The sequence below is a fragment of the Lysobacter sp. TAB13 genome, from assembly GCF_052113885.1.
GTDB lineage: Bacteria > Pseudomonadota > Gammaproteobacteria > Xanthomonadales > Xanthomonadaceae > Lysobacter > Lysobacter gummosus.
On the sequence record NZ_JBFRDR010000006.1, the window covers coordinates 241060 to 253766 of the forward strand.

Below are 12707 nucleotides of genomic sequence, written 5' to 3' on the forward strand. Positions count from 1 at the left end.
ATCCGCCCTTCGGGCACCTTCTCCCGCAAGCCGGGTGAGGCGACGCGGCTTGCGAGCCACCGGCTCACGCGTCGCCGAACGCCCGAACGCTATGCGTTCGGGCCGGGGCCGGGGTTGGAGCGAGGGCCGCAAGCGATAGAACGGCTATCAGCTCCGGCGCCTTAAGCCCAGGTAATGCCAACCCCGCTAATCTGACGGTCCGCAACCTGGATCGCCGTCATGAAGAAATGGATTGCCGCTCTCGTTCTGATCGCGGTGCTGCTGCTCGGCTACCTCGCCGCGGGCCCGTTCCTGACCGTCAACGCCATCCGCGCCGCGGTCAAGGAAGGCAACACCGGCGAATTGTCCAAGCACATCGACTTCGCCCAGGTCCGGCTCAGCCTCAAGGCTCAGGTCGATGATTACCTGGTCCGCCGCGCCGGTCCCAGCGTGCAATCCAGCGTGCTCGGCGCGATCGGCCTGAGCCTGGCCAGCACCGTCACCGGCACCGCGGTGGACGCGATCGCCACGCCGGTAGGCATCGGCGCGGTGCTCGAAGGCCGCAAAGTCTTCAAGCGTTTCGACGGCAGCGGCGCGGGCCGCGATACCTACGCGCCGGTGGAACCGGCCGAGCCGCTCAAGCATCTGAGCTATCGCTTCGAATCGCCCTCGCGCTTCACCGCCACGGTGAACAACGCCGACGGCGATCCGGTGGTGTTCGTGCTCACCCGCGACGGGCTGAGCTGGCAGGTGACCGACATCCGCCTGCCGCTGGACAAGATGCTGCCCTGAACGGCGCGGCCGCCCGCGCCTGACCGCCGTGGAAATTTCCGGCGATGAGCGCGGGCCGCATCTGCCTCGCGCTCGCAGGCTTGCGTTTGCGCACCGCGCGAAATACTTTGCAGCGTGCCCGCGGCGCCGATGCGCGCGGCGGGCACCGGGACAGGCATGTCCCGCACCGATCGTCACTCACATCGTTTGGACAGGAATTCCATGAAAGCGATTTTCTCCGCCCTGGCTCTGGGCCTGCTCGGTTTCGCCTCCTTCGCCGCAAACGCCCAGGGCGAATGCGACAAGTACCGGACCAGCTACGACAAGACCTATTGTTTCGCCAAGCTGTTCCTGGAATCGGACAAGGAACTCAACACCGCTTACAACGACCTGCGCGGCCTGATCAAGGAGCCGGTGAAGCAGCAGTTGAAGGCCACCCAGCTGGACTGGATCAAGTACCGCGACACCAGCTGCGAGTCGTCGGGCGCCATCAATGTCGATTGCAATTACCGGGTCAACCGCGAGCGCGGCGAGTACCTGCGCGATCGCGTGCGCGAGTGCAAGGCCGGCACCTGCCGCAACGATGAGATCGTGAAGAAGTCCTGGAATTGATCGCAGGACTATGGCTTTCGTCCCGGCTCGCCTGTGGGCGGGTCGGGGTCGGCCTGGTCTGAGCGGAAAGCATCGGGGCTGAAGCCCCTCCCACAGAGACTTCGCGGGCTGCGCGGTCTTTTGGATGTCTTGGAATTGATTGCGAGGCGATGGGTTTTGTCCCGGCTCGCCTGTGAGCGGGTCGGGGGCGGCCGGGTCTGAGCGGAAAGCATCGGGGCTGAAGCCCCTCCTACAAAAGACTTCGCGGGCTACGCAATCTTTTGTGGGAGGGGCTTCAGCCCCGACGCCTTTGTCTCAGCGATTCGCAACCCCATGCGGCACATGCCCGGCGGCGACGTGATCGCGCGCCGACAGGATGTTGTGCTCGGAATCGTCGAAGAAGATGTCCGCGCCGAAGGCTTCCAGGAACGGACCCTTGGCGCGGCCGCCGAGGAACAGCGCTTCGTCCAGGCGGATGCCCCACTCGCGCAAGGTGCGGATCACCCGCTCGTGCGCCGGCACCGAGCGCGCGGTCACCAGCGCGGTGCGGATCGGCGCGTCCTGGCCGACCGGGAACGCCGCCTGCAGACGGTGCAATGCATCGAGAAACCCGCGGAACGGGCCGCCCGACAGCGGTTCGCCGGCATGGCTGCGTTCGTGCTCGGCGAATGCAGCCAGGCCGCCTTCGCGCGAGACCCGCTCGCCTTCGTCGTCGAAGATCACCGCGTCGCCGTCGAAGGCGATGCGCAACTGGTCCGGGCGCAGATGCGGCGCCAGCTTCGAATTGGGCGTGGCCGGCAACAGCGTCGCCGCCGCTACTCCGGCGGCGAGCGCGGCGCTGACGTCCTCGGCGTTGGCCGACAGGAACAGGTCCGCGCCGAACGGCCGGATGTACGGGAACGGCGGTGCGCCGTTGCTGAAAGCCGCGCGCTTGATCGACAGGCCGTGGTGGGCGATCGAATTGAAGATGCGCAGGCCGCTGTCGGCGGAGTTGCGCGAGATCAGGATTACCTCGACCCGCGGCGCGTCGGCCGGCGCGCCCTGGTTGAGCGCGAGCAGTTTGCGCACCAGCGGGAAGGCGATGCCGGGACGCAGCAGATCGTCCTCGCGCTCGCGCTGGAACGCGGCATAGGCGTCGATGCCCTCGCGCTCGAACAGCGCATGGCTCTCTTCCATGTCGAACAAGGTGCGCGAGGAAATCGCGACGATCAACGGGTCGGCATCACGGTCGGGCATGGGGCTATTGTGCACCGCGGAACGCCGCGCCGTACGCGCGCGATGCCGATCCGGCCCAAACCGCCCGGTGCCGCGCGGGATGCGAGCGCCCCACCTCGTCGCGCGACGCGGTATCGTTCCGCACCGCCCCGACCCGCCTGTTAGGCCCGGACCGCCCTATGTCGATCAGCTCCGCCTCGCCCGCCGCCGATTCGCAACTCGGCCACGCCCTCAAATCCCGCCAGTTGGTCATGATGGGCCTGGGCAGCGCGATCGGCGCCGGCCTGTTCCTCGGCTCGGGCGTGGGCGTGCAGACCGCGGGGCCGGCGGTGCTGCTGTCGTATCTGATCGCCGGCGTGCTGGTGATCATCGTGATGCGCGCGCTCGGCGAAATGGCCGCGGTGCGGCCGACCAGCGGCGCGTTCTCGGTCTACGCCGCCGATGCGATGGGCCCGACCGCGGGCGCCACCCTGGGCTGGCTGTGGTGGGTGCAACTGGTGATCGTGATCGCCGCCGAATCGGTGGGCGCGGCCGGGCTGCTGGCGACGATCTGGCCGCAGCTGCCGGTCGCGGCGATGTCGCTGGTGTTCATGAGCGTATTCACCTGCGTCAACCTGCTCGGGGTGAAGAACTTCGGTGAGTTCGAATTCTGGTTCGCGATCCTCAAGGTCGCGGCGATCCTGGCCTTCATCGTGATCGGCGCGCTGTTGCTGCTGGGGCTGCTGCCGGAGGTGGCTTCGCCCGGTTTCGCCAATTTCACCGCCCACGGCGGCTTCGCGCCCAAGGGCTGGGCCGGCGTCGGCGCGGCCTTGCTGGTGGTGGTGTTCGCCTTCGGCGGCACCGAGATCGTCGCGGTCGCCGCGGCCGAAACCCAGGACCCGGAGCGCAGCATCACCCGCGCGATCCGCACCGTGGCCTGGCGCATCCTGGTGTTCTACATCGGCTCGCTGGCGGTGATCATCGCGGTGGTGCCGTGGAACAGCGAAAGCTTGAAGTCGCCGTTCGCGGCGGTGCTGGAGGCGGCGCGGATTCCCGGCGCGGCCACGGCCATCACCCTGGTCGCGGTGGTCGCGCTGCTGTCGGCGCTCAACGCCAATCTCTACGGCGCTTCGCGCATGATCTTTTCCCTGGCGCAGCGGCGCGAGGCGCCGGGCTTCCTCGCCCACCTCAGCGGCAGCCGCGTGCCGGTGGCGGCGGTGCTGGCCAGCGTCGCCTTCGGCTTCATCGCCACCGCGCTGGAGCTGCTGTATCCGGAGAAAGTGCTGCCGGCGCTGCTCAACGTGGTGGGTTCGACCTGCCTGTTGGTGTGGACCTTGTCGCTGGTCTCGCAGCTGATCCTGCGCCGCCGCGCCGACCGCGCCGGCACCGTGCTGCCGTTCAAGATGTGGGCCTTCCCGTACGTGACCTGGCTGGGCTTGGGCATCCTGGCGATGGTGTTCGTGCTGGCGCTGCTGACCGAGGGCCCGCGCATGCAACTGCTGTCGACCGCGGCGCTGACCCTGTGCATCGCCGCGATCAGCGAAGTCGCGCGGCGGGTGCGCGCGCGCGGCTGAGGCCGGCGCGCTCCAAACCGGCCCGGCTCAGGCCTGTTTGACCAGATGCTGCACCGCCAGCGGGCCGCCCGGGAACTGCTGAATGCGGCCGCCTTCGACCAGCCCGCCCAGATCGATGACGGCGTAACCGGTGCCCTGCAGCAGCGCCGTGACCTCGGCCTTGGCCGCGGCGTCGTCGCCGGACACGAACAGCACGCGCTGGCCGCCGTGGCCGCGCGGATCGGTGCCCAGCACTTCCGCGAGCAGATGATTCAGCGCCTTGACCACCCGCGCGCCCGGGACCAGGTCGGCGAACACTTCGCTGGAGGTGCGGCCGTGCAGATCGAAGGGCTTGAACTCCGGCGCCTCGATCGGGTTGTTGGCATCGACCACGATGCGGCCGCTCAGGTCCAGGCCCTTCAAGGCCTGCGGCAGCTTCGACCAACCGATCGCCACGAACACCAGATCCGCCTGCGCGACCTGTTCCGGCGTGGCCGCGGTGACGCTCGGCCCCAGCTCGGCGACCAGGGGCGCCAGCGACTGCGGGCCGCGGCTGTTGGCGATCGAAACCGCGATGCCGGCGCGGGCCAGGGTACGAGCGATGGCGGTGCCGATGTGGCCCGCGCCGAGAATGCCGATCTGCATGAGGTTTCTCCTTCAAGTGACTAATAAAATTGGATAATCGACCGGAACCTCAAGTCGTTTCGAACCCGGTTCCGCCGCCGTGCAACGAACTATGCGCGCCCTACTCATGCCGGATAAGCCGGCAATGGCTAGAATGAATTTCAAGCATTACTTGAAGGCTGCGCACCCGTGGAAACCCTGGCCAACCTGGAATCCTTCGTCCGCAGCGCCGATCTGCGCGGTTTTTCCGCGGCCGCGCGCCAACTCGGGCTGACGCCGGCGGCGGTAAGCCGCAATGTCGCGGTGCTGGAACGCAACCTGGGCCTGCGCCTGTTCCAGCGCAGCACCCGCAAGCTGACCCTGACCGAATCCGGCGAGCGCTTCCTCGGCTCGGTGCGCGAGCACGTCGAGGCCTTGAACAGCGCGCTCAGCGTCGCCGCGGTCGAGAGCGAGGAACCAGCCGGCACTTTGAAGCTCAGCATGGCGCCGGGATTCGGCATGGATTACGTGCTGCCGCTGATGCCCGAGTTTCTGCGCCGGCACCCGCATATCCGCCTGGACTGGCTGCTGGAGAACCGTCAGGTCGATCTGATCGCGGAAGGTTTCGATGCGGCGATCGGGGGCGGCATCGAACTGGCGGCCGGAATGGTGGCGCGGCCGCTGGCGCCGCTGCACGTGATCGCGGTGGCCGCGCCAACGTACCTGCAAGGCCGGCCGCTGCCGGCCGAGCCGGAAGATCTGGCCGAACACGACGGCATCGCCATGCGCTCGGCGCGCACCGGCCGCGTGCGTCATTGGGCGATGCGCGACTCGCGCGGGCGCGAAGCGGTGGCGCTGACCCGCGAACGCATCGTCCTCAACGATCCCGAAGCCATGTGCCGCGCCGCGCTCAACGGCCTGGGCGTGACTCTGGTCGCGGTGCAGCACGCACTGCCCTACCTCGACGACGGACGCCTGCAACGGCTACTGCCGGATTGGTTTGCCGACCTGGGCTCGATCTCGCTGTACTACGCTAGTCGCACTCTGTTGCCGAGCAAGACGCGGGTGTTCGTGGACTATCTGATCGAAGCATGCGAGCGCGCCCGGCTGCCGCAACGGCTGTCCGGCCGCGCCGACGCGGGCACGGGAGCTGCGGCATGAGCGAGAGCGCGAACCCGCCGCCCGCCGACAGCCAGGCCGGCGCGCCGATGGTCGGCGCGGTACTGATCCGCGACGGCCTCCTGCTGCTGGGCCTGCGCAACGCCTACAAGCGCCTGGCGCCGAACTGCTGGGACATCCTCGGCGGCCATGTCGAGGCCGGCGAGACTCTGGAACAGGCCTTGCTGCGCGAATTGGAGGAAGAAGCCGGCGTCGTCGCCACCGACTACAGTCAACTGGGCGAGCCGCTGATGTGGGCCGGCGCCAGCCTGACCGTCTACCGCGTCGACGCCTGGCAGGGCGAAGTGGCCATGCGCGGCGACGAACACGTGCGGCTACAGTGGTTCGATCCGGCGCAGGCGCGGGCGCTGCCTAATCTGGCCGATGGGCGTCTGATCGAATTGATCGGGCGGTTGCGGCGCTGAGGGCAGTAACCGCCGCTGACATAGGAAGCGGCGTTGAAGCCCCTCTCCCGCTTGCGGGAGAGGGGTTGGGGTGAGGGCCCTCGGTCAGCACCTAAGAGCAAGAGCATTCGCGCCTGCGGCGCTCAGCCCTCACCCCAGCCCTCTCCCGCAAGCGGGAGAGGGAGAGAGAGACTCAGCCGCTGGTGAACTGCTCAATCAACATCCGCTCTTCCAGATTGTGCTCGGGATCGAACAACAACGTGACCGTGCGGTCGCGCGATTCGCGGATCATCACCTCGACCACGTCGCGCACTTCGTGCGAGTCGGCGGTGGCGCTGACCGGGCGCTTGTAGGGATCGAGCACGCGGAAACGCACTTCGGTGTCGGCCTTGAGCAAAGCCCCGCGCCAGCGCCGCGGGCGGAACGCGGCGATCGGGGTCAGCGCGATCACCGCCGAACCCAGCGGCAGGATCGGCCCGTGCGCGGAGAAGTTGTACGCGGTGCTGCCGGCCGCGGTCGCGACCAGCACGCCGTCGCAGATCAGTTCGTCGAGCCGGGTCTGGCCGTTGAGGTCGATGCGCACATGCGCGGCCTGACGGGTCTGGCGCAGCAGCGAGACTTCGTTATAGGCCAGCGAACCGAAGCTCGCGCCGGACTCGGTCTGCGCGACCATTTCCAGCGGACGCAGCACCGCCGGCTCGGCGCTGGCGATGCGATCGAGCAAGTCGCCGCTGGCGTCGGCGTACTGGTTCATCAGGAAACCGACCGTACCCAGCTTCATCCCGTACACGGGTTTGCCGAGCGCGCCGTGGCGATGCAGGGTCTGCAGCATGAAGCCGTCGCCGCCGAGCGCGACCAGTACGTCGGCATTGTCGGGTTGGTGCTGATCGTGCTGGGTCAACAGCGTCGCGAGCGCGCGCTGGGCGTCGTCGGTGTGACTGGCGAGGAAGGCGATGCGTGGCGTCGCGGTCATCGGCGGCTCCGGAAGGATGCCGTCAGCATAACCCGGCCGATGCGGGGGATTCGTGTCGGGACCGCGGTCCGCGCACCAAGTCGGGTATCGCCGCGGCGACGGATGCCTCGGCGGTTTCGCGACGTATTCGCGATTTCGCCCGCGACAGCGCTTTTGTGGGACGGCAATGCTTTTGTGGGAGGGCCTTCAGGCCCGATGCTTTTCTTTCAGATCGCCGCGACCTGAAAGAAAAGCATCGGGCCTGAAGGCCCTCCTACAAAAAACCCCCGGCCGCGAACGGTCGGGGGATTCTCGAAACCATGCAGGACCGGCGCGAACGCCGGCCCCGCCGCCGCTATCAGCCGCGCGCCGCCAACTGCGACAGACGCTGCACCGCGACCGAAGCGGTCGGATAGTCCAGGGTCTTCTGCGCCGCCAGTTCGGTCAGCATCGCCAGGGTGAAGCGCAGCGACTGGTCGTCGCGGCTCAGCCACTGCTTGACCTTGGCATCGGCGTTGGCGCCGGCCATGTTGAGCACCTGGCCGACCAGGATGCGCTGCTGGGTCGCCAGTTCTTCGCGCAGCACGCCGCGCGCCACCGCATGCCAGCGGCCGTCGACGGTGAGCGCGTCGATCTGCTCCTGCAACCACGGCAAACGCAGGGCTTCGCCGAGGCGGAAGTGCACCTTGGCCACATCGACCGGCTTGAGCTTGCGCTCGCGCGCCAGTTCGATGATGTCGCAGCTCGGCTCCAGGTAGCGCAGCGCGGCCAACTGCGCCGCCAGCGACTCGGGCACGCCCTTGGCCTTCCAGTCGGCGAAGGCGGCATCGTGGGCCGGACGCTCGCCGTCGCCGAGGATGCCGTGGCCGGCGCGGATGTTCTTGAAGCCGTCGTGGTAGCGATCGACCGCGGTGGTGATGTCCGGAATCGCGCCCGGACGCGACAGCAGCCAACGGGTGAAGGAACGCTGCAGCGTCCAGATCACCTGCAGGGCGTCGATCTGGGTCGATTCGGCGACCTTGCCGTCGAGCGCGTCGATCTGCGCCCACAGCTCGCGCGCGTCCAGGGTCTCACGGGTAATCGTGAAGGCCTTGGCGACCTCGCCCGGGGTGCGGCCGCTGTCTTCCTGCATGCGCAGCAGGAAGGTCGCGCCCATCCGGTTGATGGTCGAGTTGGTCACCGCGGTGGCGATGATTTCGCGCTTCAGGCGGTGGTTCTCCATCGCCTTGGCGTACTTGGCCTGCAGCGGCTGCGGGAAGTAGCGCACCAGTTCCTTCGACAGGTACGGGTCTTCCGGCACGTCGGAATCCAGCATCTGCTGGAACGCGACCAGCTTGGAGTACGACAGCAGCACCGACAGTTCCGGACGGGTCAGGCCCTGGCCGCGCGCCTTGCGCTCGGCGATCTCGGCATCGCTGGGCAGGAACTCGATCTGGCGATCCAGCAGGCCCTGCGATTCCAGGGTGCGGATGAAGTGCTGCTTGGAGCCCAGGCGCGACAGGCTCATGCGCTCCATCAGGCTGATCGCCTGGTTCTGGCGATAGTTGTCGTTGAGCACCAGCTCGGCGACTTCGTCGGTCATCGACGCCAGCAGCTTGTTGCGATCGGGCAGCGACAGCTTCTTCGCCTGGACCTGGCCGTTGAGCAGGATCTTGATGTTGACCTCGTGATCCGAGGTGTCCACGCCGGCCGAGTTGTCGATGAAGTCGGTGTTGAGCAGCACGCCGTGCTGCGCCGCTTCGATGCGGCCGAGCTGGGTCAGGCCCAGGTTGCCGCCCTCGCCCACCATCTTGCAGCGCAGATCGTTGCCGTTGACGCGCAGCGCGTTGTTGGCGCGGTCGCCGACGTCGCTGTTGGTTTCGCTGCTGGCCTTGACGTAGGTGCCGATGCCGCCGTTCCACAGCAGATCCACCGGCGCCTTGAGGATCGCGCTCATCAGCTCGACCGGGCTCATCGCCGTGGCGTTGCCTTCGATGCCCAGCGCGGCCTTGATCTCCGGCGACAGCGGAATCGACTTGGCCGAGCGCGGGTACACGCCGCCGCCCTTGCTGATCAGGGCCTTGTTGTAGTCGTCCCAGCTCGACCGCGGCAGCTTGAACATGCGCTCGCGCTCTTTGAAGGTCTTGGCCGCGTCCGGATTCGGGTCGAGGAAGATGTGGCGGTGGTCGAACGCGGCCAGCAGGCGGATGTGCTCGCTCAGCAGCATGCCGTTGCCGAACACGTCGCCGGACATGTCGCCGATGCCGACGGTGGTGAAGTCCTGGGTCTGGCTGTCGCGGCCGATGCTACGGAAGTGGCGCTTGACCGACTCCCACGCGCCCTTGGCGGTGATGCCCATGCCCTTGTGGTCGTAACCGACCGAGCCGCCCGAGGCGAAGGCGTCGTCGAGCCAGAACTTGTGCTCGGCGGCGATGCCGTTGGCGATGTCGGAGAAGGTCGCGGTGCCCTTGTCGGCGGCGACGACCAAGTAGGGGTCGTCATTGTCGTGGCGCACGACTCTCGCCGGCGGGACGATCTTGCCGCCGACGATGTTGTCGGTGATGTCCAGCAAGCCGTTGATGAACATCTTGTAGCAGGCGATGCCTTCGGCCAGCACCGCGTCGCGGTCGCCGCCGATCGGCGGACGCTTGGCGAAGAAGCCGCCCTTGGAACCGACCGGCACGATCACCGTGTTCTTGACCATCTGCGCCTTGACCAGACCCAGCACCTCGGTGCGGAAGTCTTCGCGGCGGTCGGACCAGCGCAAACCGCCGCGGGCGACCGGGCCGAAGCGCAGGTGCACGCCTTCCACGCGCGGACCGTACACGAAGATTTCGCGGTACGGACGCGGCTTGGGCAGATCCGGCACCTGGGCCGAATCGAACTTGTAGCTGACATAGCCGCGTTCGGAACCGTCGGCGGTGGTCTGGTAGTAGCTGGTGCGCAAGGTGGCGTTGATCACGCCGATGAAGCTGCGCAGGATGCGGTCTTCATCCAGGCTGGAGACGCGGTCGAGCAGCGCCTTGATCGATTCGACCGTGGCCTGGGCCTGTTCGTCGCGCTTGCCGCTGCGCGCCTGGATCACCGGCTTGAGCGCGGCCATGACCGCGGCGTCGCCGCCGGACAGGGTGTCGAACTGCTGGACCAGGCGTTCCTGGCCGGCCTTGATTTCGTCTTTGCTTTCACTGCCGGTGCACGGATCGAAGCGCGCTTCGAACAGTTCCACCAGCAGGCGCGCCAGCAGCGGATAGCGGCTGAAGGTTTCTTCCACGTAGCTCTGCGAGAACGGCACGCCGACCTGCAGCAGGTACTTGCAGTACGCGCGCAGCATAGCGACCTGGCGCCAGGACAGGTTGGCGGTCAGGATCAGTCGGTTGAAGCCGTCGTTCTCGGCGTTGCCGCGCCAGATCTGGGCGAAGGCTTCTTCGAAATTCTCGTCCAGGCGATCGACGTCGATGTCGTTGTTGGCGGTCTCGACTTCGAAGTCCTGGATGTAGACCGGCTGGCCGTCCACCGTCAGGCGATAGGGGTGTTCGGAAATCACCCGCAGGCCCATGTTCTCCATCATCGGCAGCGCGTCGGACAAAGGGATGTCGTCGAGCTGGCGGTAGAACTTGAAGCGCAGGCCGCCTTCGCCCTGGCGGGTGCGGCACAGGCTCAGGCGCAGATCGTCCGGGCCGCTGAGCGCGGCGAGATGGGCGATGTCCTGCGCCGCCACGCCAGCCGAGACTTCGTCGATATAGCCCGGCGGCAAGGCGCGGCCGTAGCGGTTGGCCAGGGCCAGGCCTTGTTGTTCGCCGTTGTTGCGCACCAGCGCTTCGCGCAGGTCGTCCTGGCGATTGCGCACGATCTCCGACAGCTCGGCTTCGATGGCGGCGTTGTCGATGACGCGCGCACCGTTTTGCGCGGCTTCGCCCGACTTCGGACGCACGATCAGGTGCAACTGCGCCAGCGGCGATTCGCCGATGTGCACGGTGGTGTCGATGTGCTCGCCGTGCAGCTTGTCCTTGAGCATCGCCTCCACGCGCAGGCGCACGTCGGTGTTGAAGCGCTCGCGCGGGATGTAGACCAGGCCCGAGTAATAGCGGCCATAACGGTCGCGGCGCAGGAACAGCTTGCTGCGCACGCGCTCCTGCAGGCCGAGGATGCCCGAGGTGGTCTTGAGCAGTTCGTCCTCGCTGGACTGGAACAGCTCGTCGCGCGGCAGGGTTTCCAGTACGTGGCGCAGGGCCTTGCCGCTGTGGCTGTCGGGCGCCAGGCCGGACTGCTCCATCACGTAGGCATGGCGCTGACGCACCAGCGGGATATCCCAGGGGCGGCGGTTGTAAGCGCTGGAGGTGTACAGGCCGAGGAAACGCTTCTCGCCGGTCGGACGGCCCTGAGCGTCGAAGCTCAGCACGCCGATGTAGTCCATGTAGCCCGGACGGTGCACGGTGGAACGCGCATTGGTCTTGGTCAGGATCAGCGCGTCGACCGCGCCGGACTGCGGCATGTAGTGCGCCGCCAGCGAAGTCAGCAGGCGCGGCTTGCCGACTTCCTTGCCGCGCAGCAGGCCCAGGCCGCTGTCCTTGACCGCGCGCAGCACATCGTCGCCGCCATGCTTGACGACTTCGTACTCGCGATAGCCCAGGAAGGTGAAATGGTTTTCGGCGGCCCAGTGCAGGAACGCCTGCGCCTCGCGCTTGCCGTCTTCGTCGATCGGCAGGTTCTGGCCCGGCAGTTCGTCGGCGACCTGATTCATCTTGTCGCGCATCTGCGACCAGTCGCGCACGATCGCGCGCACGTCGGCCAGCACCACTTCCAGCGCGTGCTTGATCTTGGCCGCCGATTCGGCGGTCTGGCGGTCGATTTCCAGATGCATCAGCGACTCGGCCACGCCCTGCCCGACCGCCAGCAGCTTGCCGGCCTTGTCGCGCTGGAACGTCACCACCGGATGGCCCAGCACGTGCACGCCGATGCCCTGGTCGGCCAGCGCCATGGTCACCGAATCGACCAGGAACGGCATGTCGTCGTTGGCGATCTGCAGCACGGTGTGCGGCGATTCCCAGCCATGCGACTTCAGCGTCGGGTTGAACAAGCGCACCAGCGCCGAGCCCTGCTTGCGGTCGCGCGCGTAATCCAGAAAGTCCGCCGCCAGCGCCGCCCAGCCGTCGGGCTGGTGCTGCGGCAGCTCATCGGCGCTCATGCGCTTGTAGAACGCCTGCGCGAAGGCTTCCGCCTCGGCGTGGCGCGTCTTGGGCAGGCGCTTGTGCATCGCGGCGATGATCGGCTGCAGATTCACCGCCTGTGCATCGACCGGCGGCGCCGACTGGCTGCGGCCGGGCGCGGCGGCTTTCTTCGGCGCAGCCGCTTTGCCGGCCGGCGCCGTCGTTTTCTTGACCGGGGCCTGCTTGGCCGACGCCGGCTTCGCGGCCGGTTTGGCGGCGGCGCGTTTGGCGGGTTCGGACTTGGAAGCTTTGGGTTTATTGCTCATGGGAACGTTGAGGTCCGGGTGGAATGAGGTCAAGAGACATGGCTGGCACC

General features: G+C 67.5%; 11 protein-coding genes. 6 read left to right on the forward strand and 5 right to left on the reverse strand.

Going from position 1 to position 12707, the window contains the following annotated elements; genetic code table 11:
• Nucleotides 1-219 precede the first annotated feature (219 nt).
• Together AB4Y92_RS09945 and AB4Y92_RS09950 are read left to right on the forward strand one after the other, a co-directional pair.
• Nucleotides 220-771, forward strand: a complete 552-nt coding sequence (locus AB4Y92_RS09945) for a DUF2939 domain-containing protein (RefSeq protein WP_441819485.1) — start codon at nucleotides 220-222, stop codon at nucleotides 769-771.
• A 201-nt stretch (nucleotides 772-972) separates the two neighbouring features.
• On the forward strand, nucleotides 973-1362 hold the full coding sequence (locus AB4Y92_RS09950) for a lysozyme inhibitor LprI family protein (RefSeq protein WP_441819486.1): 390 nt from the start codon (nucleotides 973-975) through the stop codon (nucleotides 1360-1362).
• A gap of 294 nt (nucleotides 1363-1656) precedes the next feature.
• Here AB4Y92_RS09950 and AB4Y92_RS09955 read toward each other — a convergent pair whose 3' ends face one another.
• The gene (locus AB4Y92_RS09955) at nucleotides 1657-2577 is read right to left on the reverse strand and encodes a 5'-nucleotidase (protein ID WP_215058479.1); all 921 of its coding nucleotides are present in this window, start codon (nucleotides 2575-2577) and stop codon (nucleotides 1657-1659) included.
• A gap of 158 nt (nucleotides 2578-2735) precedes the next feature.
• Here AB4Y92_RS09955 and AB4Y92_RS09960 point away from each other — a divergent pair, with 158 nt between their 5' ends.
• Complete coding sequence (locus tag AB4Y92_RS09960) at nucleotides 2736-4109, forward strand: amino acid permease (protein WP_441819487.1); 1374 nt, start codon at nucleotides 2736-2738, stop codon at nucleotides 4107-4109.
• Nucleotides 4110-4136: 27 nt separating this feature from the next.
• Here AB4Y92_RS09960 and AB4Y92_RS09965 read toward each other — a convergent pair whose 3' ends face one another.
• Complete coding sequence (locus tag AB4Y92_RS09965; RefSeq protein ID WP_441819488.1) at nucleotides 4137-4733, reverse strand: NADPH-dependent F420 reductase; 597 nt, start codon at nucleotides 4731-4733, stop codon at nucleotides 4137-4139.
• A 168-nt stretch (nucleotides 4734-4901) separates the two neighbouring features.
• Between AB4Y92_RS09965 and AB4Y92_RS09970 the strand changes: the two genes are divergently transcribed.
• Together AB4Y92_RS09970 and AB4Y92_RS09975 are read left to right on the forward strand one after the other, a co-directional pair.
• Complete coding sequence (locus AB4Y92_RS09970) at nucleotides 4902-5852, forward strand: LysR family transcriptional regulator (protein WP_441819489.1); 951 nt, start codon at nucleotides 4902-4904, stop codon at nucleotides 5850-5852.
• Nucleotides 5849-6274 carry an NUDIX hydrolase gene (locus tag AB4Y92_RS09975; RefSeq protein WP_441819490.1) on the forward strand — a complete coding sequence of 142 codons (426 nt, stop codon included), beginning with the start codon at nucleotides 5849-5851 and terminating at the stop codon, nucleotides 6272-6274. The genes AB4Y92_RS09970 and AB4Y92_RS09975 overlap by 4 nt, the downstream gene beginning before the upstream one ends.
• 172 nt (nucleotides 6275-6446) lie before the next feature.
• On the opposite strand, the gene AB4Y92_RS09980 is transcribed toward AB4Y92_RS09975, so the two are convergent.
• On the reverse strand, nucleotides 6447-7226 hold the full coding sequence (locus AB4Y92_RS09980; protein WP_441819491.1) for an NAD kinase: 780 nt from the start codon (nucleotides 7224-7226) through the stop codon (nucleotides 6447-6449).
• A gap of 102 nt (nucleotides 7227-7328) precedes the next feature.
• Here AB4Y92_RS09980 and AB4Y92_RS09985 point away from each other — a divergent pair, with 102 nt between their 5' ends.
• A complete protein-coding gene (locus tag AB4Y92_RS09985) occupies nucleotides 7329-7451 on the forward strand; it encodes a DUF6053 domain-containing protein (RefSeq protein ID WP_441819492.1) in 123 nt (40 codons plus the stop codon).
• Here the strand turns inward: AB4Y92_RS09985 and AB4Y92_RS09990 are convergent.
• Together AB4Y92_RS09990 and AB4Y92_RS09995 are read right to left on the reverse strand one after the other, a co-directional pair.
• The gene (locus AB4Y92_RS09990; protein WP_441819543.1) at nucleotides 7433-7567 is read right to left on the reverse strand and encodes a DUF6053 domain-containing protein; all 135 of its coding nucleotides are present in this window, start codon (nucleotides 7565-7567) and stop codon (nucleotides 7433-7435) included. The genes AB4Y92_RS09985 and AB4Y92_RS09990 overlap by 19 nt on opposite strands.
• The gene (locus AB4Y92_RS09995; RefSeq protein ID WP_441819544.1) at nucleotides 7564-12438 is read right to left on the reverse strand and encodes an NAD-glutamate dehydrogenase; all 4875 of its coding nucleotides are present in this window, start codon (nucleotides 12436-12438) and stop codon (nucleotides 7564-7566) included. The genes AB4Y92_RS09990 and AB4Y92_RS09995 overlap by 4 nt, the downstream gene beginning before the upstream one ends.
• Nucleotides 12439-12707 lie beyond the last annotated feature (269 nt).

Excerpts from the sequence above, each read along its gene's own strand:
- AB4Y92_RS09945 (WP_441819485.1), top strand. The coding sequence starts at position 220 with ATGAAGAAATGGATTGCCGCTCTCGTTCTGATCGCGGTGCTGCTGCTC.
- AB4Y92_RS09950 (WP_441819486.1), top strand. The coding sequence starts at position 973 with ATGAAAGCGATTTTCTCCGCCCTGGCTCTGGGCCTGCTCGGTTTCGCC.
- AB4Y92_RS09955 (WP_215058479.1), bottom strand. The coding sequence starts at position 2,577 with ATGCCCGACCGTGATGCCGACCCGTTGATCGTCGCGATTTCCTCGCGC.
- AB4Y92_RS09960 (WP_441819487.1), top strand. The coding sequence starts at position 2,736 with ATGTCGATCAGCTCCGCCTCGCCCGCCGCCGATTCGCAACTCGGCCAC.
- AB4Y92_RS09965 (WP_441819488.1), bottom strand. The coding sequence starts at position 4,733 with ATGCAGATCGGCATTCTCGGCGCGGGCCACATCGGCACCGCCATCGCT.
- AB4Y92_RS09975 (WP_441819490.1), top strand. The coding sequence starts at position 5,849 with ATGAGCGAGAGCGCGAACCCGCCGCCCGCCGACAGCCAGGCCGGCGCG.
- AB4Y92_RS09980 (WP_441819491.1), bottom strand. The coding sequence starts at position 7,226 with ATGACCGCGACGCCACGCATCGCCTTCCTCGCCAGTCACACCGACGAC.
- AB4Y92_RS09985 (WP_441819492.1), top strand. The coding sequence starts at position 7,329 with ATGCCTCGGCGGTTTCGCGACGTATTCGCGATTTCGCCCGCGACAGCG.
- AB4Y92_RS09995 (WP_441819544.1), bottom strand. The coding sequence starts at position 12,438 with ATGCACAAGCGCCTGCCCAAGACGCGCCACGCCGAGGCGGAAGCCTTC.